The sequence below is a fragment of the Streptomyces manipurensis genome, assembly GCF_049570255.1.
GTDB classification, from domain to species: domain Bacteria; phylum Actinomycetota; class Actinomycetes; order Streptomycetales; family Streptomycetaceae; genus Streptomyces; species Streptomyces manipurensis.
Genome location: NZ_CP186950.1, coordinates 519,001 through 540,289 on the forward strand (window position 1 = coordinate 519,001; position 21,289 = coordinate 540,289).

At 73.1% G+C, this 21,289-nt stretch carries 23 protein-coding genes and 1 pseudogene; 13 read left to right on the forward strand and 11 right to left on the reverse strand.

From position 1 onward, the window contains the following. Positions 1-35: 35 nt before the first annotated feature. Positions 36-1,481, forward strand: a complete 1,446-nt coding sequence (argG, locus tag ACPU2J_RS02480) for an argininosuccinate synthase (RefSeq protein ID WP_361607943.1) — start codon at positions 36-38, stop codon at positions 1,479-1,481. 110 nt (positions 1,482-1,591) lie between these two features. On the opposite strand, the gene ACPU2J_RS02485 is transcribed toward argG, so the two are convergent. After that, the gene (locus ACPU2J_RS02485) at positions 1,592-2,134 is read right to left on the reverse strand and encodes a hypothetical protein (protein WP_423832638.1); all 543 of its coding nucleotides are present in this window, start codon (positions 2,132-2,134) and stop codon (positions 1,592-1,594) included. Between the two features lie 695 nt (positions 2,135-2,829). Between ACPU2J_RS02485 and ACPU2J_RS02490 the strand changes: the two are divergent. Then, positions 2,830-3,135: pseudogene (locus tag ACPU2J_RS02490) on the forward strand (GNAT family N-acetyltransferase); the annotation flags it as partial. A gap of 52 nt (positions 3,136-3,187) precedes the next feature. Here ACPU2J_RS02490 and ACPU2J_RS02495 read toward each other — a convergent pair. Next, positions 3,188-4,798, reverse strand: coding sequence for a serine/threonine-protein kinase (locus tag ACPU2J_RS02495; protein WP_423834921.1), 1,611 nt, complete (start codon positions 4,796-4,798; stop codon positions 3,188-3,190). Between the two features lie 131 nt (positions 4,799-4,929). Continuing rightward, on the reverse strand, positions 4,930-5,541 hold the full coding sequence (locus tag ACPU2J_RS02500) for an exonuclease domain-containing protein (protein WP_423832639.1): 612 nt from the start codon (positions 5,539-5,541) through the stop codon (positions 4,930-4,932). A gap of 171 nt (positions 5,542-5,712) precedes the next feature. Here ACPU2J_RS02500 and ACPU2J_RS02505 point away from each other — a divergent pair, with 171 nt between their 5' ends. Then, complete coding sequence (locus ACPU2J_RS02505) at positions 5,713-6,306, forward strand: DUF3291 domain-containing protein (RefSeq protein ID WP_420081930.1); 594 nt, start codon at positions 5,713-5,715, stop codon at positions 6,304-6,306. On the opposite strand, the gene ACPU2J_RS02510 is transcribed toward ACPU2J_RS02505, so the two are convergent. Both ACPU2J_RS02510 and ACPU2J_RS02515 read right to left on the reverse strand, forming a co-directional pair. After that, a complete protein-coding gene (locus ACPU2J_RS02510) occupies positions 6,228-6,845 on the reverse strand; it encodes a TOPRIM nucleotidyl transferase/hydrolase domain-containing protein (RefSeq protein WP_420081929.1) in 618 nt (205 codons plus the stop codon). The two genes, ACPU2J_RS02505 and ACPU2J_RS02510, sit on opposite strands and share 79 nt — an antisense overlap. A gap of 212 nt (positions 6,846-7,057) precedes the next feature. Next, entirely contained in the window at positions 7,058-7,924 is an 867-nt protein-coding gene (locus ACPU2J_RS02515) for a 2OG-Fe(II) oxygenase (protein WP_420081928.1), read from the reverse strand. A 263-nt stretch (positions 7,925-8,187) separates the two neighbouring features. Between ACPU2J_RS02515 and ACPU2J_RS02520 the strand changes: the two genes are divergently transcribed. The 3 genes from ACPU2J_RS02520 to ACPU2J_RS02530 all read left to right on the forward strand — a co-directional run bounded on the left by ACPU2J_RS02520 (position 8,188) and on the right by ACPU2J_RS02530 (position 9,486). Continuing rightward, positions 8,188-8,754 (forward strand): APC family permease, encoded by a 567-nt coding sequence (locus ACPU2J_RS02520; protein ID WP_420081927.1) that lies wholly within the window; start codon positions 8,188-8,190, stop codon positions 8,752-8,754. A 14-nt stretch (positions 8,755-8,768) separates the two neighbouring features. Then, positions 8,769-9,128, forward strand: coding sequence for a hypothetical protein (locus ACPU2J_RS02525; protein ID WP_423832640.1), 360 nt, complete (start codon positions 8,769-8,771; stop codon positions 9,126-9,128). A 136-nt stretch (positions 9,129-9,264) separates the two neighbouring features. Further along, a complete protein-coding gene (locus tag ACPU2J_RS02530; RefSeq protein ID WP_420081925.1) occupies positions 9,265-9,486 on the forward strand; it encodes a hypothetical protein in 222 nt (73 codons plus the stop codon). Positions 9,487-9,524: 38 nt separating this feature from the next. Here ACPU2J_RS02530 and ACPU2J_RS02535 read toward each other — a convergent pair whose 3' ends face one another. Further along, on the reverse strand, positions 9,525-10,754 hold the full coding sequence (locus ACPU2J_RS02535) for a cation:proton antiporter (RefSeq protein ID WP_423832641.1): 1,230 nt from the start codon (positions 10,752-10,754) through the stop codon (positions 9,525-9,527). A gap of 4 nt (positions 10,755-10,758) precedes the next feature. Continuing rightward, on the reverse strand, positions 10,759-11,229 hold the full coding sequence (locus ACPU2J_RS02540; RefSeq protein ID WP_423832642.1) for a cation:proton antiporter regulatory subunit: 471 nt from the start codon (positions 11,227-11,229) through the stop codon (positions 10,759-10,761). Positions 11,230-11,483: 254 nt separating this feature from the next. Here ACPU2J_RS02540 and ACPU2J_RS02545 point away from each other — a divergent pair, with 254 nt between their 5' ends. Beyond that, positions 11,484-12,443 (forward strand): HAMP domain-containing sensor histidine kinase, encoded by a 960-nt coding sequence (locus ACPU2J_RS02545; protein ID WP_423832643.1) that lies wholly within the window; start codon positions 11,484-11,486, stop codon positions 12,441-12,443. Then, positions 12,440-13,096 carry a response regulator transcription factor gene (locus ACPU2J_RS02550; protein ID WP_361597116.1) on the forward strand — a complete coding sequence of 219 codons (657 nt, stop codon included), beginning with the start codon at positions 12,440-12,442 and terminating at the stop codon, positions 13,094-13,096. The genes ACPU2J_RS02545 and ACPU2J_RS02550 overlap by 4 nt, the downstream gene beginning before the upstream one ends. A 55-nt stretch (positions 13,097-13,151) precedes the next feature. Here the strand turns inward: ACPU2J_RS02550 and ACPU2J_RS02555 are convergent, their stop codons facing one another. Then, positions 13,152-13,748 carry an HAD family hydrolase gene (locus tag ACPU2J_RS02555; protein ID WP_420081922.1) on the reverse strand — a complete coding sequence of 199 codons (597 nt, stop codon included), beginning with the start codon at positions 13,746-13,748 and terminating at the stop codon, positions 13,152-13,154. Between the two features lie 100 nt (positions 13,749-13,848). Next, positions 13,849-15,075, reverse strand: coding sequence for an MFS transporter (locus ACPU2J_RS02560; protein WP_423832644.1), 1,227 nt, complete (start codon positions 15,073-15,075; stop codon positions 13,849-13,851). A 170-nt stretch (positions 15,076-15,245) separates the two neighbouring features. Here ACPU2J_RS02560 and ACPU2J_RS02565 point away from each other — a divergent pair, with 170 nt between their 5' ends. The 3 genes from ACPU2J_RS02565 (at position 15,246) to ACPU2J_RS02575 (ending at position 17,882) form a co-directional block, all read left to right on the forward strand. After that, positions 15,246-16,013 (forward strand): DeoR/GlpR family DNA-binding transcription regulator, encoded by a 768-nt coding sequence (locus tag ACPU2J_RS02565; RefSeq protein ID WP_420081920.1) that lies wholly within the window; start codon positions 15,246-15,248, stop codon positions 16,011-16,013. A 553-nt stretch (positions 16,014-16,566) separates the two neighbouring features. Continuing rightward, positions 16,567-17,190, forward strand: coding sequence for a ScbR family autoregulator-binding transcription factor (locus tag ACPU2J_RS02570; RefSeq protein WP_423832645.1), 624 nt, complete (start codon positions 16,567-16,569; stop codon positions 17,188-17,190). A gap of 260 nt (positions 17,191-17,450) precedes the next feature. Continuing rightward, positions 17,451-17,882 carry a VOC family protein gene (locus ACPU2J_RS02575; RefSeq protein ID WP_361597131.1) on the forward strand — a complete coding sequence of 144 codons (432 nt, stop codon included), beginning with the start codon at positions 17,451-17,453 and terminating at the stop codon, positions 17,880-17,882. Positions 17,883-17,943: 61 nt separating this feature from the next. Here ACPU2J_RS02575 and ACPU2J_RS02580 read toward each other — a convergent pair whose 3' ends face one another. After that, positions 17,944-18,903 carry an alpha/beta fold hydrolase gene (locus ACPU2J_RS02580; protein WP_423832646.1) on the reverse strand — a complete coding sequence of 320 codons (960 nt, stop codon included), beginning with the start codon at positions 18,901-18,903 and terminating at the stop codon, positions 17,944-17,946. 123 nt (positions 18,904-19,026) lie between these two features. On the opposite strand from ACPU2J_RS02580, the gene ACPU2J_RS02585 reads away from it, so the two are divergent. Then, complete coding sequence (locus tag ACPU2J_RS02585; RefSeq protein ID WP_423832647.1) at positions 19,027-19,740, forward strand: TetR/AcrR family transcriptional regulator; 714 nt, start codon at positions 19,027-19,029, stop codon at positions 19,738-19,740. Here ACPU2J_RS02585 and ACPU2J_RS02590 read toward each other — a convergent pair. Next, a complete protein-coding gene (locus ACPU2J_RS02590; protein ID WP_423834922.1) occupies positions 19,668-20,249 on the reverse strand; it encodes a TetR/AcrR family transcriptional regulator in 582 nt (193 codons plus the stop codon). The two genes, ACPU2J_RS02585 and ACPU2J_RS02590, sit on opposite strands and share 73 nt — an antisense overlap. 137 nt (positions 20,250-20,386) lie before the next feature. Between ACPU2J_RS02590 and ACPU2J_RS02595 the strand changes: the two genes are divergently transcribed. Further along, positions 20,387-21,289 (forward strand): aminoglycoside phosphotransferase family protein, encoded by a 903-nt coding sequence (locus ACPU2J_RS02595; protein WP_420081917.1) that lies wholly within the window; start codon positions 20,387-20,389, stop codon positions 21,287-21,289.

Below are 21,289 nucleotides of genomic sequence, written 5' to 3' on the forward strand. Positions count from 1 at the left end.
TTGCATGAAAATGCAGATCAATGCATACTCATCCCATGTCTAAGGTCCTCACCTCCCTTCCGGTCGACGAGCGCGTCGGCATCGCCTTCTCGGGCGGCCTCGACACCTCCGTCGCGGTCGCGTGGATGCGCGACAAGGGCGCCATCCCCTGCACCTACACCGCCGACATCGGCCAGTACGACGAGCCCGACATCGCTTCGGTGCCCGGGCGCGCCAAGACCTACGGTGCCGAGATCGCGCGCCTGGTCGACTGCCGCACGGCGCTGGTCGAGGAGGGCCTTGCCGCACTCACCTGCGGTGCGTTCCACATCCGCTCGGGCGGGCGCGCGTACTTCAACACGACCCCGCTCGGCCGCGCCGTCACCGGCACCCTGCTCGTGCGGGCGATGCTCGAGGACAACGTCCAGATCTGGGGCGACGGGTCGACCTTCAAGGGCAACGACATCGAGCGGTTCTACCGCTACGGCCTGCTCGCCAACCCCCACCTGCGGATCTACAAGCCGTGGCTGGACGCGGACTTCGTGACCGAGCTGGGCGGCCGCAAGGAGATGTCGGAGTGGCTCCTGGCCCACGACCTGCCCTACCGCGACAGCGCCGAAAAGGCGTACTCCACCGACGCCAACATCTGGGGCGCCACGCACGAGGCCAAGACCCTGGAGCACCTGGACACCGGCGTGGAGACCGTCCAGCCGATCATGGGCGTCCGCTTCTGGGACCCGTCGGTCGAGATCGCGGCCGAGGACGTGACGATCGGCTTCGACCAGGGCCGCCCCGTGACGATCAACGGCAAGGAGTTCGACTCCTCCGTCGCCCTGGTGATGGAGGCCAACGCCATCGGCGGCCGGCACGGCATGGGCATGTCGGACCAGATCGAGAACCGGATCATCGAGGCCAAGAGCCGCGGCATCTACGAGGCGCCCGGCATGGCCCTGCTGCACGCGGCCTACGAGCGCCTCGTCAACGCGATCCACAACGAGGACACGCTCGCCCAGTACCACAACGAGGGCCGGCGCCTCGGCCGGCTGATGTACGAGGGCCGCTGGCTGGACCCGCAGGCCCTGATGGTCCGCGAGTCCCTGCAGCGCTGGGTCGGCGCGGCGGTCACCGGCGAGGTGACGCTGCGGCTGCGGCGGGGCGAGGACTACTCGATCCTCGACACCACGGGCCCGGCCTTCAGCTACCACCCGGACAAGCTCTCGATGGAGCGCACCGAGGACTCGGCCTTCGGCCCGGTGGACCGGATCGGCCAGCTCACCATGCGCAACCTCGACATCGCCGACTCGCGCGCCAAGTTGGAGCAGTACGCCTCGCTCGGCCTGATCGGCACCGCGCACCCCGCCATCGGCGCCGCCCAGGCGGCCGCCACCGGCCTGATCGGCACCCTCCAGGAGGGCGGCGCGGAGGCCATCGCCTCGCGGGGCGAGGTCTCCGGTGACGACGAGATGCTGGACCGGGCCGCGATGGAGTCCGGCACCGACTGATCTCGCGACCGGCACGGTACGGGTGCGGGCCCGGCGCTCATCGCGCCGGGCCCGCACCCGCCCCCGAACACCCCGCCGGGCCCGTCACAGGGGCCCGGCGGGGGCTCGTGTCAGAGCGAGCTCTTCGACGCGCTCGCGACGACGCACTCCTTGAACTCGCTGCCGTCGCCCTTGCCGGTGTACGGCGTCGTGGCCTCGGTCTGCCGGGACGCGCCGGCCTTGACCGTGAATCCGCTGACCCTGGCCTGGGCGTTGCTCGCGGTCGCGGCGGCGTCCCCGCGGAACTTCATGGTGATGTTGTAGGTCTGGTCCAGCGAACCGCTGTTGGTCACGGTGAGCTTGGCGACCAGGTTCTTGCCCGCGGCGTCCAGCTTGCAGGCGTCGATCCTGATGTCCCGCTCGGCCTTGTCCTTGCCGGACGCGCCGGAGACCGTCGTACCGCCCGAGCTGCTGCCACTGCTGCTGCTCGTCGTCTCGTTGTCGTGGCTGCCGCCCGTGGTGCCGCCGCTGGTGCTGCTGGAGCCGCTGGAGCCCGACCCGGAACTGTGGCTGCTGCCGCCGCCGCAGCTGCCGCCGTGGGAACCGCGGGCGCCGGTGAGGGCGACGACGGCGATACCGAAGACGGCGACCGCGCGGACATGACGAAGTTTCACGTTCTACCCCGTTGCAAATCAGAATGCGAATGACGCGAAAGACCCGTTCTTGACGGGCACACGTCACCCTAACAGCGGTCGGAGGCCCTCCCCGTCACCTCCGCCCGGCCGCCACTCCAGGTGCTTCCGCCGCCAACACGCCGCTGCCGCGCACCCTTGCGGGACTCCGGTTCACCCGTTCGGACATGCACCACAACTCCCTTGCTCCGGCTGCGAGTTGGCGCTCGGGAAGGCCGGCGGCAGGGCCCCCGCCGCCCCTCCCCCACAGCGGACACCGGCGCGCTCCGGCACCTCGGGCCGTCGACCCGCAGGTCGGCGCTCGGCGTGTCGCGGGCGATCACTCCGACAACACGGCCAGGACCGCCGCCACCACGACGGTGACGACGGACACGGCCACCATCCATTCCCTGGCGCTACCGGCCGCCCATCCGCCATGACGAGGCTCCTCGGATGACGCTCCGTCGGCCCTCCGCAGTTCCAGGCACCCGCCGCACGTGTCACCGTGGACCGGCGAGTCCAGCCAGTAGTCACCCTCGAGCGGCGCCTCCGCGAACCGCGCGCTGTCTGTATCCATGACCGGTCAACGGCACAGGCCCCGTCACGCCACGGCGGCGGCCGATCCGAGATCCAATCGTTGCCCGGGGCGATCGACGGGACGCCCGGGCCGGGAAAACGGCTTTGCGTGCCGAGTGTTCGGCGTCGACCATCGGGTCCAGGACGGGGTCGGCACGCTGTGGCAGCCGGCGGTCCATCCGGCCCTGCAGTCGTGCGGGATCGGCACGTTCCTCGTCGGAGCCGCCGAACAGCACATCAGGGCCCGCGGGCTGCGCCGCGCCGAACTGGCCGTGGAGGAGGACAATCCCCGGGCCCCTGCGCTGTACGAACGGCTGGGATACCGCGCCTACGACCGCCGGCCGGACGCGTGGGACGAGCAGGCGCCGGACGGATCACTGCGCCGCCGCGAAACGATGTGCACGGTGATGCGGAAGGAACTGGCGTAGCCGCAGTCTCCGGCCGGCCGGACGGCCCGCGGGGCCGACGGGGCCCGTGCGGTCAGGACGGAGGTGACCAGACGGTGAGGTCGGCCGTGACGAACCTGGCGCCCTTCGACTGCGACGTCGCCTTGATGCGCAGCACCAGCAGGGCGGTCCCTCCGGACGGGGTCCCCACGCAGAGCTGGCTGCCGGCGGCGGCCGCGGCCAGTTTGGCGCTGCGCGAGGTGGAGGTGCGGGCGTGATGCCGGCACACGTCGGGTGATCCGGTGTCGGACGGGCCGGAGAGCAGGGTGATCACACCGGTGTCGCTCTCCAGGACGCAGGCGGGGTCCTCGTCGCAGGACAGGCGGACGTCCCCCGTCCGGTCGGCGCGCGCCACCGGGTCCGTCAGGCCGACCGACCCCTTCTCGTCCAGCCGCAGCCCGGCGTGTTGCACGGCCTTCGGGGAGGGCGTGGTGCCCGTGCCCGCGGCGGCGGACGCGGGATTCCGGCTCCCGGCCGTACCGGCGGACGGTTCGGTCCGGCCGGTCGGACCGGCTCCCGCGGCCGCTCCTCCGGGGGCTCCGTCCGCGGGTTCGGCGACGTAGCGGACGATTCCGGCCGTGGTGAGGGCGGCGACGGCCACCGCCGCCGCGGCGATCAGCGCGGTGCGCCGCCCGCGCGTCGGGCGCCCCGGCGGCGCGGGTTCCCCGGCCGCGGGCTCCGGGAGCCGCTGCGGGGACCGGTCGGCGAGGGCCAGGGTGTGGCGGGAGGTTGCGGGCGGCTCCGGGAGGGGTGCCGGGACGGTCACCTCGGGTCCGGCCACCTCCCGCCACACCGCCGGACCGCCGCCCGCGTCGGCGTCCTTGCCCAGCCGTTGCCGGCACCAGCGGATGATCTCGGCGGGGGTGGCCCGGTCGGCGGGGTCGGCGGCCAGGCAGCGGGCGATCAACGGCCGTACCTGCGCGGGCAGCCGGGTCAGGTCCGGGCTCTCGTGAACGATCCGGAACAGCACCGCCACCGCCGGCCCGCCCCCGTACAACGCCTCCCCCAGCAACGCGTACGCCGCCGTCTGACCCAGCGCGAACACGTCCGTGGCCGCCGAGGTCTCCCCGGCCAGCGCCTGCTCCGGAGCCATGTACTGCGGCGTGCCGATCGCATCACCCGTCGCGGTCGCCGCCGTCGTCCCCGACGCCAGCGAGATCCCGAAATCGATCACCCGCGGCCCGTCCGCCGCCAGCAGCACGTTCGACGGCTTCAGATCCCGGTGCACCACCCCCGCCCGATGGATCACCTGCAACGCCTCGGCCACCCCCGCCATCAGCCACAGCACCGCCGCCACCGGCAACGGCCCCCGCCGCTCCACCGCGTCCGACAACGACGGCCCCGGCACGTACACCGTCGCCAGCCACGGCGGCACCCCCTCCGCGTCCGCGTCGATCAGCTCCGCCGTGTACGCCCCCCGCACCCGCCGCGCCGCCTCCACCTCCCGCCGGAACCGCCGCCGGAACGACACGTCCTCCGCCAGCTCCGCCCGCACCACCTTCAACGCCACCGGACGCCCACCGGCCGTATGCGACAGATACACCCGCCCCATACCACCCGCACCCAGCCGCGCCACCAGCCGGAAACCCCCCACCACCGCAGGATCGTCCCCCTGCAACGGCTCGAACACCCCACCCGCGAACACCCCGGACACCCCGGACACGCCCCCCACCACACCCACCCGATCCCCACCACACCCCACCACCGGCCGACAAGCCGATCCGCACCACCCTAAGCGGTCGGAGCGGTGCGCCCTCCGGGATCGGTCGCGGGCCGTCAGCTCCGCACAGGACCGTACGGAGCAGGGGCGGCGTCCGTGGCCGGCCACGCCCCGCGGCCGACCAGGCCGAGGACGAGTGCGGCGATGTTCCACGCGTCGTCCTCCCCGCTGTGATGGCGTCCTTCGAGCGGCAGTCCGGCCAGCCGCAGGGCCTGGCTCATGCCGGGCTTCCGGCGCAGCCCGTGGGCCTCGGCGAACACTGCCTTGGCGTTCGTGTGCGTGCGCTCGGTGGGACGGCCGAAGGGATAGGCCACCCCGTCGGCGCGGCTCTGCCGGGCGAACTGCAGACGGTCGTAGTCGCCCCAGCTCGCCCACGGGCGCTCCCCCGCCCCGTACTCCTCGACGAGGATTCGGCACGCCTCGGCGAAGGGGACTCCGCCCTCCACCTCGGCCTGCGTCAGGCCGGTGAGTTCGGTGCAGAAGTCGCTCACGGTCGACCGGACGGGGCGGACCAGCAGCCGGTTGCGGGACACGCGGCTCCCCGCCGAGAGGTCGACGACGGTGAGTCCGATCTCGATGATCTCGTGCACGGAGCCGGGCGGCGGCTGTCCGTCCCAGCAGGTGGCTTCCACATCGATGACGTTGAGCAGAACCGGTTCTTGACGCATGGGCCGAGGGTAGGGAGGCCGGCCCGGTTCCGGCACCCGGATTTCCGGCGGACCCGCCCGACGGACCGTCAAGAGGCCATTTCTGCACGGAAGTCGCAACTTCGACACCGCCCGTGCGGGCGGCTACCTTCACCTCGCCCCCACCCACCGCCCCGGACCACGGAGAGCCGTATGCCCCTGCTTGCCCTGTACACGTTCGGCGTCCTGAAGTCGCCGCTCGCCGATCCCGGGCCCCTCACCCGCGAACTCCACGAGAGCGGCGAGCGCGTCTACCGGACCATCGGCCGGCACCCCGGCCACCTCGGTCACGCGGAGGCCGCGGACGGCGGCCGGGGCGCGCACTTCGACCTGGACTGGGGTGCCTGGGGCGAGTTCGCCGTACCGGCCTGGTACGACAAGGGCCGTACGGCGCGGACCACCGCCCTGGCCACGACCCTCTCCCTCTGGACGGACCTGGGCAGTGCCTTCGACGCCGTCTACCGCGGACTGCACCGTACGGCGCTGAACAGGCGTGCCGACTGGTTCGAGCGGACGGCGCACCCGACCCACGTCTTCTGGTGGGTCTCCGAGGGCGCGACACCCGTCTGGCGGGACGGGGTCGAGCGGCTGGAGCACCTCCACGCCCACGGTCCCGCCCCGCGCGCCTTCACCTTCGGCCGACCGTTCGGCGCGGACGGGACCCCGGGTCAGAGCCCGGCGAAGAGGGCCGAGAGCGGGGCCGGCACGCGGCCGGGGTCCAGGGCCGCGACGAGGAGGTGCCCGTAGCGGATCTTGCGGCCCTTCTTGGTACCGAGGAAACGCCGCAGCTGCCGGTCGCGCGGACGGCCGTGCTGCGCGGGCTGGCGCAGGAAGGTGTCCCAGGCGCGGCCGTCCCCCTCGGCCCGCACGATCTCCTCCACCCGCCCGGTGCCGAGGGCGCGGACGAGTTCGTCCTCCAGGTCCGCGGCGCACACGTGGATCCCCTCGGTGGACGCCCCGGCCCGCCGCAGTCCGCGGTCGTAGAACGGCCGCTCGCGCGCGTCGCACAGGCCGGTCAGCCGCAGTCCGAGGCCGGGCGGCCCGAGCAGGCCGGCGTACCGGCCGACGCCCATCGCCCCGCCCATCGACACCACGCAGACGCCCTCGGCGGCCAGGTCCCTGCCGCGCTGCGCGGCCAGGGTCTCGACGGCCGCCAGGTCGCTGAGCCCCTCGACCAGGACGGCGGTGCGCAGACCCAGGTCCACCGCGAGACCGGCAGCCGGCCCGCCGGGGCCGCCGCTCGCCCAGCCGCCGACCGCCTCCCGGAACGCGTCCATGTCCGCCATGGGGCGAGTCTGCATCCGCGGGGCGCGGAGGGCACGGGATTATCCGGGGGCGCAGCGCCTGCGGCGGGGCCGGGACGGCACGAGGCTCCGGGAGGGTGTCCCGGAGCCCGGCCGTGTCACTTCGCTGACCACCCGGCTCAACGACCGCCGGGGCCGGAGGTCACGGCCCCGTGCGGGCGTTCTCCGCGCCGCCGCGGGCGGAGACCTCGGGCCTACGCCCGGCCGGTCGGGCCGGTGTCCGGGAAGGCCAGGCGGGTGGCCGGGTCGGACGGCGGGAGCGGTACGGGCCTGGCCCCGTCGTGGTCCTGGGTGACGTCGTGGAGCGGGCGGGTGCCTTCGGCAGCGTCCGAGAGCCACCGCCAGATCCGGGGCGGGGCCGGTTCCGGGGGCCCGGCCGGGGACTCGTCGGCCGAGATCCACGTCGTCAGGGTGAACCGGTGGTCCGCGAACCGCCCGCTGGGGCAGGTGGACGGGACGACCTCGTGGAAGGCCCCGGCCGGGAAGAAGACGATGGTGTCGTGGTCCGGCTCAACGGTGCGGTAGGACTCCGCGGGCCGGGCCCGGCCGTCGCGCACCACGGTGTCGTACAGGCGGAGCTGTCCGCCGCCGAAGCCGCGGGGCGTGCGGTGCAGGTAGTAGACGGCGGAGACGGCCGTGCTGACGTCCCGGACGCGCGAGGCGTCGGTGTGGATGCCGAAGTGGCCGCCTTCGCCGTGCGCCGTCAGGACCGTCAGCGAGCGGGTGAGCGCCGCCCGGTGGCCGAGTACTTCCTGGACGAGCGGCAGACAGTCGGCGAGGTGTGCGCTGAACACCTCGCTGGTCACGGGCAGGACCAGCGAGTCGCGTCCCTTGCGGGACACCTGTCCGGTGAGGGGGTCCAGGACCGTCCCCGCCGTGAACTCCTCCTCCCGCGCCGTGGCGTACTCCAGCAGGGCGGCGGCCCGGTCGGCCCCGAGGAAGTTCTCGAAGCGGCAGACCGGTGCCGGTACGGCGAACGCGGGTGACCAGCGGTCGGAGGGCGGCAGGGTCCGGAGGCTGATTTCCAACGGCGTGGCCGGTTCCATCGTGTATCCGCTCATGGCCCGGAACCGTACGGCGACGGCCGTCCGCGCCGAAGGGGCACACGGGGGCGCACGGCAGTGCGCGGGAGGGCACGCCGTCCCGCGGGGTGCGTCCGCCGTTCGTGCCCCGTCGGGTGCGTCGCGCCCGGCGGTGCGCGGCGGCGGCGAGGGGGTGGCGCGCCTGATCACGCTGGTGGTGCTGGGGCTCCAGGCCGTCGTCGCCATCGCGTCGACGCGGCTGGTCGGCTGGTCGGCTGGTCGGCTGGATCAACTCCACGGCGGTGGGCGTCGAACTGGCGCTGGTCGCGGTCGTGGCGGTCGCGCTGGTCGTCGCCGTCCTCGTCGCGGGCGACGGGGGGACCGCCAACCTCACCTCCCGCGGCGTCGCGGCGCACGAGCCCGGCTGCTTCGCGATCGGCGGCGGGCTGATGGCCGCGATGATCATGGGGCTGGCCACGCTGGTCGGCTTCGACTCGGCGGCCAACCTGGCGGAGGAGGCCAAGGACCCCCACCGCAGCGTGCCGCGCGCCATCGTGGGATCGGTCGTGGCGGCCGGTGTCCTCGGCATGCTCTTCCTCGTCGCGCTGACCGTCGCGATCGAGGACGTACCGCGCATCTGCGCCGACGGCTCCCCGGTGGCTGCCATCCTGCGCGACCGGCTCGGTCCGGCGGCCGAGAAGGGGCTCCTCGTCGCGGTCGTCTTCGCCTTCTTCGGGGCCGGCACCGTGGTGATGGTCTCCTGTTCACGGCGGGTCTACGCGATGTCGCGCGACGCGCGTTTCCCCGCGCACCGGGTGATGCGCCGCGTCGCCCCCGTACGGGCACGCCGGTCCCGGCGACCCTGCTGATCCTCGGACTCGGGGTGGTCCTGCTGGTCGCGCTGCCGGGGGCCGCGCTGCTGGAGCTCATCACGGCGTCGACGATCCTGCCCGCGCTGATCTACGGCGCCACGATCGTCCTGTACCTGGGCGTGCGCTCCCGCCTGGACCGCCGTACGGGCGCCTTCGACCTCGGCCGCCTCGAACTGCCGGTGGCCGTCCGCGCCCTGGTGTGGACGCTCGTGGCGCTGTTCTGCCTGGTGCCGCCGGGAGAGGCCCGGGGGTCCGTGGTGATCGTGGCCGGCATGCTCCTGCTGGGCGGGCTGTTCTTCCTCGGCATGCTGGTGGTCGACCGCGAGGCACGGGACACGGAGCCCGGCGGTGACAGCCCCTTCGACCGCTGACGGCCGTCCGGCGCGGGGCCGAAGATGGGTGGCGGCCCCGATGTGCGGGGCCGCCGGCTCGGGTGATGGTGGGGTGGAAGCACTCCCGTGACGGATGTGCCCACCGCGGTGACGAGCGGGCAGGAGAGGAGCAGCGATGCCCCACCGAGGATGCCAGGAGGACCGGCACCGGGAACGGGCCCCCCGGCCGGGCCGCTTCCGGGCCGCCCCGGCCCTGGCGCTGCTGCTCGCCCTCGCCGCCGTCGTGGCGGGCGCCGTCCTGCCCCACGGGCTGCTGCTGGCGGCGGGGCTGGTCGCGGCGGCCGTCGTGGTGGGACGCGACGGCGCGCCCGGCCACGACGGACGGCGGCTCCCCTGAGGCGGGCCGGCGGGCCGGCCGCAGCCCGGGGTGCGGGCTCAGTGCTCGCGGGAGACCGGTTCCGGCAGCGGTTCGGCGGGCAGCGGTTCCGGGTCGGCCGTGCGGCCGGCCGCCCGCCGGTCGCCGATCCAGGCGGCGATCGGCTGGGTGTAGCGGGCCGTCAGCGGGCCGACCACGACCAGGATGAGCACGTAGGCGGTGGCGAGCGGACCCAGCGCCGGTTCGATTCCGGCCGTGACGGCGAGGCCGGCGATGACGATGGAGAACTCGCCGCGGGCGACGAGCGTGCCGCCCGCCCGCCAGCGGCCCTTGACGCCGATCCCGGCCCGTTTGGCGGCCCAGTAGCCGGTGGCGATCTTCGTAGCGGCCGTGACGAGGGCGAGCGCCAGGGCGGGCAGCAGCACCGGCGGGATGCTCGCGGGGTCCGTGTGCAGGCCGAAGAAGACGAAGAACACGGCGGCGAACAGGTCGCGCAGCGGGCTGAGCAGCGTGTGGGTGCCCTCCGCGACCTCGCCGGACAGCGCGATGCCGACCAGGAACGCGCCGACCGCGGCGGAGACCTGGAGCTGCTGGGCGATACCGGCCACCAGCAGGGTCAGGCCGAGGACCACCAGGAGGAGCTTCTCGGGATCGTCGCTGGAGACGAAGCGGGAGATCAGCCGGCCGTAGCGGACGGCGACGAACAGGACGGCGCCCGCGACCCCGAGCGCGATGGCCAGGGTGAGGCTGCCGGCCGCCAGGCTCACACCGGCGAGCAGCGCCGTGATGATCGGCAGGTAGACGGCCATGGCCAGGTCCTCGAGGACGAGGATGCTGAGGATGACCGGGGTCTCCCGGTTGCCGATCCGGCCGAGGTCTCCCATGACCTTGGCGATGACCCCGGAGGACGAGATCCAGGTGACGCCGGCCAGGACGACGGCGGCGACCGGTCCCCAGCCCAGCAGGAGGGCCGCGGCCGCCCCGGGCAGGGCGTTGAGGGTGAAGTCGACCAGGCCCGCCGGGTACTGGGTCTTGAGGTTCGAGACGAGGTCGCTGGCGGTGTACTCCAGCCCGAGCATCAGCAGCAGGAGGATGACGCCGATCTCGGCGCCGATGGCCACGAACTCCTCGCTGGCGCCCAGCGGCAGGAGGCCGCCGGTGCCGAACGCGAGGCCGGCGAGCAGGTACAGGGGGATGGGCGAGAACTTCAGGCGGCCAGCCACCCGGCCGAGGAGACCCAGGCCGAGGATGATCGCTCCGAACTCGATGAGGAAGACGGCAGAGTGCACGCGATCACTCCCGACCGAGTATCTCGGCGGCGGCGTCGACGCCTTCGCGGGTGCCGATCAGGATGAGGGTGTCCCCGCCGGCGAGGCGGAAGTCCGGGGCGGGCGAGGGGCGGGCCTCGGCGCGGCGGAGCACCGCCACGATCGAGACGCCGGTCTTGGTGCGCATCCTGGTCTCGCCGAGGAGGCGGCCGTTCCAGTGCGAGTGCGCGGAGAGTTCGACCCGTTCGGCCACGAGGCCCAGGTCGGTGGTGTGCAGCAGGTTCGGGCTGTGGTGGGCCGGCATCAGTGCGTCGATGAGCGAGGCCGTCTCCGGGCCCGTCAGGTGCAGCGACTCCGCGCAGGCGTCCGGATCGTCCGCCCGGTACAGGTTGACCGAACGGGTGCCGTCCCGGTGTGCGATGACCGACAGGTTGCGGTGTTCGCGGGTGGTGAGGTCGTACTGGACACCGATGCCGGGCAGTGGTGTCGTACGCATCCGTGGAGCAGGCACAGGCCATCCCCCTTGTGTTGTGAACCATGTGACGGTGGTGCGGCGCGCACCGGGATCCAGGCAGGCGGAATCGGTGCGGGCGGGCCTCATGCTGCCATGTTCCGAAGAGCGGGAATATGGGTGTCGGCACGGATGGACACCCGAGGGCCCCGCTGGCCAGGATGGAGCGGGGAAGTAGGTTCCGCCGCAGGTCAGGACAAGTGCCGAGGAGCGGGGAAGGCCCGAGAGGTGTGGGAGCGATGTCGCTGTACTGGCGGATTTTCCTGCTGAACGCCGCCGTGCTCGTCGTCGCGGTCCTGTTGCTGCTCGGCCCGGTCACCGTCTCCACGCCCGTCCTGTTCGGCGAGGCGATCGTGCTCGTCGCCGGTCTGGGCGCGATGCTCGTCGCGAACGCGGTGCTGCTGCGGATCGGGCTGGCGCCGCTCGGGCGGCTCAGCCGCGCCATGGCCACCGTCGACCTGCTCCGGCCGGGGAACCGGCCGCAGGTCACCGGGGAGGGCGAGATCGCCGAGCTGACCGCGACGTTCAACACCATGCTCGACCGGCTGGAGGCGGAACGTGCCACCAGCAGCGGCCGGGTCCTGTCCGCCCTGGAGGGCGAGCGCCAGCGCATCGCGCAGGAGCTGCACGACGAGATCGGCCAGACCCTGACGGCCGTGCTGCTCCAGCTCAAGCACGCCGCGGACCGGGTCCCCGAGCCGGTCCGCGGCGAGCTGCACCAGGCGCAGGAGACCACCCGGGCCAGCCTCGACGAGATCCGCCGCATCGCCCGTCGGCTGCGGCCGGGCGTTTTGGAGGAGCTGGGCCTGCACAGTGCCCTGCGCTCCCTGGCCGCCGAGTTCACCACCACCCGCCTGAGCGTGAGCGCGCACATCACACCCGGACTGCCGCCGCTGGACGGGGCCACGGAACTGGTGCTGTACCGGGTCGCGCAGGAGGGGCTGACGAACGCCGCACGGCACTCCGGGGCCACCCGGGTGGAGGTTCACCTGCGGCCGGTGCCGGGCGGCGGAACGGGCCTGCTGGTGCGCGACGACGGCCGGGGGCTCGGGGACGCGCCGGAGGGCGCCGGGATCCGGGGCATGCGGGAGCGCGCCCTGCTGATCGGCGCCGAGCTCGTCGTCGGAGCCGGGCCGGCCGGCGGCACCGAAGTCCGCCTCGACGTCACCGCAGACCACCACGGGGGGTCCCGTCCATGACCGCAACGGCCCGCATCCTGCTCGCCGACGACCACGCGCTCGTACGCAGCGGCGTACGGCTCATCCTCGACGCCCAGCCCGACCTGGCGGTCGTCGCGGAGGCCGACGACGGCGCGGAGGCCGTCGCCCGCGCCCGGCAGGACCCGGACCTGGACCTGGCCATCCTCGACATCGCGATGCCGCGGCAGACGGGACTGCAGGCCGCCCGCGAACTCTCGCGGCTGCGTCCCGGGCTGCGGATCCTGATGCTGACCATGTACGACAACGAGCAGTACTTCTTCGAGGCGCTGAGGGCCGGCGCCAGCGGGTACGTCCTGAAGTCGGTGGCCGACCGGGACCTGGTGGAGGCCTGCCGCGCGGCGCTGCGCGACGAGCCGTTCATCTACCCGGGCGCCGAGAGCACGCTCGTCCGCACCTACCTCGACCGCGCCCGTACCGGCGAGGCCCTGCCGCAGCGGCCCATCACCGAACGCGAGGAGGAGATCCTGAAGCTGGTGGCGGAGGGTCACACGTCCAAGGAGATCGGCGACATCCTGGTCATCAGCGCCAAGACGGTGGAGCGCCACCGCGCTAACCTGCTGCAGAAACTGGGCCTGCGCGACCGCCTGGAACTCACCCGCTACGCCATCCGTGTCGGCCTGATCGAACCCTGACGCCTGCGGGGGCGGTCGCTTCGGGGCGGCGGAAGGGGAAGACGCGGGGTCACGGCTACGCCGTCCCCAGGAGGTCCCGCAGCCGTTCGACCGAGGTGAACACGTGCCCCCGCAGGCCGAGCCGTTCCGCGGCGTGCACGTTCTCGGCCCGGTCGTCGACGAACAGGATCTCCTCGGGGGCGAGCCCGAGTTCGCGGACGCACCACGCGTAGGCGGCGGGTTCGGGCTTGGCGCTGCCGATCCGGCAGGACAGTCCGCGGACGGTGAACCGTGCCAGCCACGGGTGGGAGGTCTCGTAGTGGACGGCGAGGTCCTCGGGGATGTTGGAGAGGAGCCCGAGTACGTGACCGCGGTCGGCGAGCCGGCCGAGGAGCTCCACGGCGTTCGGGTCGACCTCGCTCCAGCTCGCGAGGTCCGCTGCGGTCAGTTCCTCGGTCAGCCGGGCGTCGAGGGGGGCGCCCAGCCGGGCGAAGACCGCCTGCCAGTAGCCGGGGCCGGTGACCTCGCCCCGGTCGTAGGCGGGCCGCTCGGACCAGTAGGCCGCCCAGAAGCGGTCGCGGTCGCCACCTGCCGTGCGTTCCAGGACGGCCTTGGACCGGGACGACTGGACGCGGGCGATGACACCGAACATGTCGAAGAGGACGGCTTTCATCCTTCGGTACCTCACGTTCTGCGCACGGGACCCCGGACGGGTCCGGATCCCGGGTGCGGGGCCGGACCTGCGAGCGGGTCCGGCTTCGGCGGGCGGGGGGTCAGAGGGTGGGGACGGATTCCGCGCGTCCCGGCTCGCCCGGGCGGACCACACCCCCGGGATCGGGGGCGTTGCGGCGCAGCCAGAGGCTGAGCACGCCGCAGACCACGGCGAGCAGGAAGAGCAGCAGCGGTACGGTCTTGATGTCCATCGTGTCGATGACGGCGCCGAGCAGGGGCGGGAAGGCGACGCCGCCGATCATCGAGGCGGCGATGACGCAGGCGCCGGCGACCGCCACCTGGGGCACGGCGCGGTTGAGCCAGGGCAGGCAGGTCGGGAAGATCGGCGCGATCATCAGGCCGACGCCGAAGTACGCGTACGGGGCGAGGGCGGGGATGGTGGCGAGGAGGAGGAAGCCCGCCATGCCCACGCAGCACACGATGAGGATGGACGGCGCGGACCAGCGCAGGCTGATGGGGGCGACGACGAACCGGCCGATGGTCATGGCGGCCCAGTAGGCGGAGGTCGCGGTCGCCGCGGTGGCGGCGCCGTAGCCGACGGCCTTCAGGTGGGTGGGCTCCCAGCCGCCGACGCCGGTCTCGATGGCGACGTGCAGGACGTAGATCCCGATGAACACCGCGATGATCGGGAGCACCCGGGCACCGCCCGTCGAGCCGCCCTCCACCGGGGCGGGGGCGGGCTCCCTGGCGGCGACGCCGCCGAGGGTGAAGAGGATCAGCAGGCTGATCACCCCGGTGCCGATGAAGATCTCCGGGTAGCTGTCGGCTCCCAGCCAGCCGATCAGGGCGGGCCCGGCGATGGCGCCGATGCCGAAGTGCCCGTTCAGCAGGTTGAGCATGGCAGTGCTGCGGTGGCCGAACCCGACGGCGAAGAGCTGGTTGAGACCGTAGTCGATGCCGCCGAAGCCGAGTCCGATCACGAAGGTGCCGGTGAGGGCGAGGACCCAGGTCGGGGAGAAGGCGAAGGCGGCCGCGCCGATCGCCATGAGCGCGTACGAGCCGCCGAGCAGCACCCGGTTGTTCGGCCGGCCCCGCAGGAGGTGGTAGACGAGCACGCCGAGGAGGGCGCCGACGAAGTGGGCGCTGAGGCTGAGCCCGGCCACGGCCGGGCTGATGCCGAACTCGTCGCGCAGCGCGGGGATCGCCGGACCGTAGAGCGCCTGGAGCGCACCGATCACCACGAACGCCAGACACGAGGCGACGATCGCGACGGTGGTGAGGAGGGGCTTCCCTCCTTCTGGCAGATCGGCCTCACGAGTGGCGGTCATGGCTCTCCTCATCGATCACGACTGAATGAACATGATTGGCGTTCATCAAGGGCAGTAGTTCACACTCTGCCGATCACACTACACATTCTCATTGTTCGTTTCAACAGAATCGATGTTCGGAATGTGCGGTCCCCCGCCCCGCGGCCCCTGTCTGTGCTAAAAGCAGACACATGAACGTGATGGAGAGGCACAAGTTCGTCGTGGGCCTGCTGATGCGGCAGAACCGCGCGACCGTGGCCGAGCTCGCCCGCGCCACCGGGGCGTCGGAGATGACCGTCCGCCGGGACCTCGAGGTCCTGGAGTCCCGGGGCGCGCTGCGCCGGGTGCGCGGAGGCGCGGTGAGCAGCCTGCCCGGCGGCGTCGAACCGCCCTACGCGATCCGGGCCATGTCCGGGGCGCAGGCCAAGGAGAGGCTCGCCCGCGCCGTGGTCGACCTGCTCACCGACGGCGAGACGGTGGCTCTGGACACCGGCACGACGGCTGTCGCCATCGCAAAGGCCATGGCGGGACGCCAGTTCACCGTCGCACCCCTGTCGCTGCACGCGGCCTTCACCCTGTCCGCGCACTCGGGCATCCAGCTGGTGCTGCCCGGCGGGCAGGTACGCCCCGAGGAGCTGTCCTTCTACGGCCAGACACCCGTGCAGACGTTCAAGGACCTGTGCTTCGACACCTTCGTCCTCGGCTGCTGCGGCGTGGACCCCGTGCAGGGGGCCACCGCCTACAACCTCGACGACGTCCAGGTGAAGCGGGCGGCCGTCGCCTCCGCGCAGCGCGTCATCCTGGTCGCGACCGCCGACAAGATCGGCCGCTCGGCGCTGGGCCGCATCTGCTCCATGGAGGAGATCGCCCTCGTGGTGACGGACGCCCCCGCCGACTCGCCGGCCGTCGAAGTCCTGCGTGACCAGGGCGTCGAGGTGGTCCACCCGTCCGACGACTGATCGACAACCTCCCGCCCCAGATCGGACCCGACAGGTTCGCGGCCGCCAACCACGGCGGCATATCCGGGGAGTTGCTCAAGCGCGGCGGGAGAAGCGCGTCCAGGAGCCTCAGCCCGAGCGACTGCGCATGCGGGTACAACTCGCGGAACTCGCCATCGTGCATGCGTCGCACCAACGCACCAACGCACCCAGGAGGGGCGGCTCCCCCGCCGGAGCGGGTGTCGGCGGCGCCCGCGGCGCCGAGGCGAGGACGCGGCCGCCCACGACCCACCGGCCCGGACCCCGCACCGCAGCGGGGTCCGGGCCGACGCGTTCCAGCACCGCACCCCTACCGCCCGGAGGCAACCCGACCGCATTTCAGTCGTGTTCGGACATCCGGCAGAACCCGCGCGACCCGGAACCGGCACGCAAACGGCACACACGGAAGCGAACCGCTCACGCATTCCACATAAAAGTACCTGTCGACTGGTTTTCTTTCGCTTTAGCTGACTACATTGACGTCACACCGCGGCGGGCAGCGCTCCGCCGGCCTACCGGAGGAGGAGGAGAAGACGTGGCGAGGGCCAGACAGGAACGGGCCGAGATCACCCGGCAGGCCATCCTCGACGGCGCGGCCATCGCCTTCGACGAGTCCGGGTTCGAGGGCACCAGCCTCAGCGACGTCGTCCGGCACGCGGGGGTCACCAAGGGCGCCCTCTACTTCCACTTCCCGTCCAAGGAGGCACTCGCCCGCACCCTGATGGACGAGCAGTTCCAGGTCGCCGCACACGTCCCGGACGCCGAGGGCCTGGGGCTCCAGACCGCCATCGACCTCACCCACCGGATGGCGCACGGGCTGCGCACCGACGCACGGATCCGCGCCGGCATCCGCCTGGTCATCGAGTTCGGCTCCTTCACGAGCCCGGACGCCACCCCGTACGACACCTGGATCGCTACCTGCCGCAGCTGCCTGGGACCGGCGCAGCGGCAGGGGGACATCCACCCGTCGCTCGACGTGGACGCACTGTCCGTGCTGCTCGTGGGGGCCTTCACCGGCATCCAGGTCACCTCACACGTCCGCACCCGCCGTGCCGACCTGCACGAACGGGTCGCCGACCTGTGGAACGTCCTGCTGCCCACCATCGTCCCCGCGGAACGCGTCGCCCGGTTCCGCACCACCGGGACGCCGCTCGACTGACGGCACCAGGGCGGTCTCGCTCACGCCGTGGCGATCCACGGGGGTGCTCGCCACGGCGTGACCGAGACCGCCCTGCCGCCCTCGGTCACGCCCTCGCCCACGGCGGACGGGCCGGCCGCGTCGAACGGGTGGGCGACCCGCCGACGGGCCGGAGGAAAATCCGGCCCCGCCGGGCGTTTCGGCGTGCGCAGGCGACCCGGCCTGGGCGACCGTGGAACCGCCCCGGCCGAACCCACCGACCTCTCCGGAGGAGACCGCCCGTGAACTGGACCATCGAAGTCGTCCCCGTCCCCGTCACGGACATGGACCGCGCCAAGGAGTTCTACGCCGAGCGCATCGGCTTCGCCGTCGACCTCGACGACGAGGTCTCCCCCGGCGTCCGCATCATCCAGCTCACCCCGCCCGGTTCGCGGTGTTCCATCGCCCTTCTGGAGGGGATGGTGACGCCGCCCGGGGCGAAGACGATGGAGCCGGGCACCCTGCACGGACTCCAGGTGTGCGTCACGGACATCGAGGCCGCCCGGGCGGGGCTGGTGGAGCGGGGGGTCCGGGTGTCCCCGGTCCGGCACCTCGGGCCCGGCGGCTGGGAGGACGGCAGGGGCGGGACCTGGAACTCCTTCATGACCTTCGAGGACCCGGACGGCAACGGCTGGGTCGTCCAGGAGGCCCCGTCCGAACTCACCGAACGCTGACCCGCCCCCTCCCTCCGACCGGGGGGCCGCGCGCCTCCGCTCCCCCTGTCCCCCTGTTCCCCTACGCCCCGGGCGCGCCGCGGCGGTCCGGCGCCGCGGCCACCGCGTCCACGTCGTCCATGAAGGCCAGCAACCGGGCGTTGACCACGTCGGGGTGGTCGATCTGCGGTCCGTGGCCGGTGGCCGCGATGATCTCGGCGCGGGCCCCGGGGACCAGGCGCGGGACGCGTTCCAGCTGGCGCTCGGGGTGCACCAGCAGACTGCGCTTGCCCATGACGAGGTAGAGCGGGGTGCGGACGGAGCCCAGCGCGTCGTCGGTCAGCGGGCGCGGCGCGGGCCGGCGGATGCGGAACGCCCGCGCTCCCGCCTGGACCCACCTGCGCAGTTCGGGTACGACGATGACCGGCTGCTCCAGCCAGGCCGCCAGGCGCGGGCGCATCGCCTGCGGGGCGAAGCTGGCGAAGAGGCTCACGAACACCCAGGCGAAGAAGCGCAGTCCGACCTTCTCCAGGCCGCCCGGGTCGAGGAGGGTGACGGAGACGAGCCGGCCCGGCCGCAGGTGCGCCTGGTTGAGCACCAGCCAGCCGCCGTAGGAGGAGCCCACGAGGTGGACGCGGTCGAGGCCGAGGCCGTCGAGTGCCTCGTCGAGCCACTGCGCGGCACGCTCGGGCTGCCACATGGGCTCGCGGTGCACGCTGCGTCCGGCGTCGCCCGGGGTGTCGAGGGCGTAGACGGGCCGTTCGGCGCTCAGGGCGGGGGTGTTGGGGTACCACATCGCCGAGCAGTAGCCCGCGCCGTGGATGAGGACGACCGGCGTACGGGACTCGGCGGCCGGGTCGTCGGGACCGTAGCGGTAGACGTGCGTGGTCCCGAAGCTCGTCTCGACGTCCGTCTCGTGGCGGGCCGGCGCCCCCATCGCGTAGAGCGCGTCGCACGCGGCGAAGTACCGGTCGCGCAAAGTGTCGTTCACGTAGCGGCCGACGTCGCGGCGGGCGGACGGACGGGGTGTCTTCTCGGGCACGGGGTACCTCCTGGAAGATCCATTCTTCGTAATACGAACGTACCATAAAGATGGTACGGCGGTACCATGAAGCTTCCGCGGGCCGGACCGCGAAGCCACCACCGACGGGCGGAGACAGGACACATGCCGAAGCGCGTGGACCACGAGGAGCGCAGGAGCCAGATCGCCCAGGCGCTCGTGCGGGTCGCCGGACGACGCGGACTGCACGCCGTCGGCATGCGGGACGTGGCGGCCGAGGCCGGAGTGTCACTCCGGCTGGTGCAGTACTACTTCCAGACGAAGGAGAAGCTCCTCTTCTACGGACTCCAGCACCTCACCGACCGGTTCAGCGCCCGGGTGGGCGCCCGCCTCGCCGCCGCGGGACCGGCCCCCGGGCCGCGCGCGACCGTCGAGGCGATCCTCCTCGCCTCGCTCCCCACCGACGAGGAGGGCCGCACCTTCCACCTCCTGTACAGCTCCTACTCGATCCTGTCGGTGACCGACGAGGCCTTGGCCGCAACCCCGTTCATCGACAATCCGAACGCCGCCGAGGACGCCCTGACCGGACTGCTGCGCACGGCGCAGGACGAGGGCCTGGCGGATCCGGACGCCGACGCCCGCACGGAGGCGATCAGCCTGCTCGCCATGACGGCGACCCTGGGCACGAGCATCCTGGTGGGCCAGCGCGACGCCGGTTCGGCGGTGGCGGTCCTGCACCACCACCTGGACCGGATCTTCACCGCGCCCGCGCGGCCCGACGCCGGCCGCACGGGCGGCCCGGAGGATCAGCCGTCGGACGTCCCGGACGATCGGCCGTCGGACGTCCCGAGCAGCTCCGCGACGAGCCGGCGCGCGTAGGCGGGCTCCAGGCCCTCCGGGCGGAAGAGGATCCGGTACATCAGCGGGGCGACGACGCGGTCGAGCACCGTTTCGACATCGGGCACACCGGCCCCCTCCCCGCGCTCGCCCGCGCGGGCGAGGACCACGCCCACGTGTTCGGCCGCGTACGCGGAGCACCGGCCCGCGTTGCCGCCGTCGGGGTCGCCCAGCAGGGCGTCGCGGATGTACGTCCGGCCCGTCGGGGAGGCCATCTCGTCGAGGAACTGCTCGGCCCAGGCGGTCAGATCGGCCGCGAGGCAGCCGTGGTCGCGGGGGGCGGTGTCGGGGCGCAGCCGCTCGACCGCCACGTCCGAGAGCAGTTCCCGGAGGTCCCCCCAGCGCCGGTAGACGGTCGAGGGGGTCACACCCGCCCGCTGCGCGATCAGCGGGACGGTCAGGGCGTCCCGGCCCATCTCGGAGGTGAGTTCGCGCACGGCGGCGTGCACGGCGGCCTGCACCAGCGCGCTGCGCCCGCCGGGTCGCACCATCTGCCTGCTCACCGCCCCACCCTAACGCGAATCCGTTGCGTCTAGGGCCTGCCCGACGGGACCGCCCCTCGCGGGGCGGGCACGGGCGGTGTCCCTAGGATGCAAAGGATCTTCATCGCCTACCTGCGGGGAACGAGTTGAACGAGCTGGCCCGTGTGCCCTCCGAGGTGCGGGAACGATTCGCCGTCCGGTTCGGTGCCGATGTGCTCGGCTGGTGCGACGCGTTGCCCGCACGGGTCGGTGAACTCGCCGAGCGCTGGGAGCTGGATCCGGTGGGGGCGGGAGGCGGAGGCACCTCGCGGGTGTTCCGCTGCGTGCGGCGCGACTCCGGCGCCCCGGTGTGGCTGAAGCTCACGCCGGAGCCCTCGATCGCCCGTGAGGAGGCCGAGGCCCTGCGCGCCTGGGCGGAGGTCCCTTCGGTCGTCACGCTGCTGGAGGCGGACCCCGCGGCCGGGGCCCTGCTGCTGGAGGACGTGGAACCGGGAGTGCAGGTCCGGGAGCTCTCCTGGAGCGTGCCCGAGGTCGCGGCCCTGCTTCGGGACCTGCGGGGTGCGGCTCCCGCACCGGGAGAGCACTCGGTGCTGCGGCCCCTCTCCCACAGGATCGGCTTCCTCTTCGACCTGACCGATCGCAGGGTGGCGGCGGCCCGCGCGAGCGGCGTGGCCGTCCCGACGGTGCTCGCTCAGGCGCGTACGGCCGCCCTGGAACTCGCGGCCGGTGGGCCCGTGGCCCTCGTGCACGGTGATCTCCATCCGGCGAACGTGCTCTCCGGTCCGGGAGGCCGCATGGTGGCGATCGATCCGAGGCCGACGTGGGGCGACCCGGACTTCGACGCCGTGGACTGGGTGCTGGAGGGGGTCACGGACGCGGCCGTGCTGGAGCGGAGGATCGAGGAGCTGGCGGCGCTGGTACCCGGCATGTCCCCCCGCCGGGTGGCGGGTTGGTGCCGGGTACTGGCCGCGCTCATCGCGGTCCCGCGCGTGTGTGCGGGGCGGGACGACGCGGAGACGCGCTTCCTCCTGGCCCTGGCGGAGGGCTGA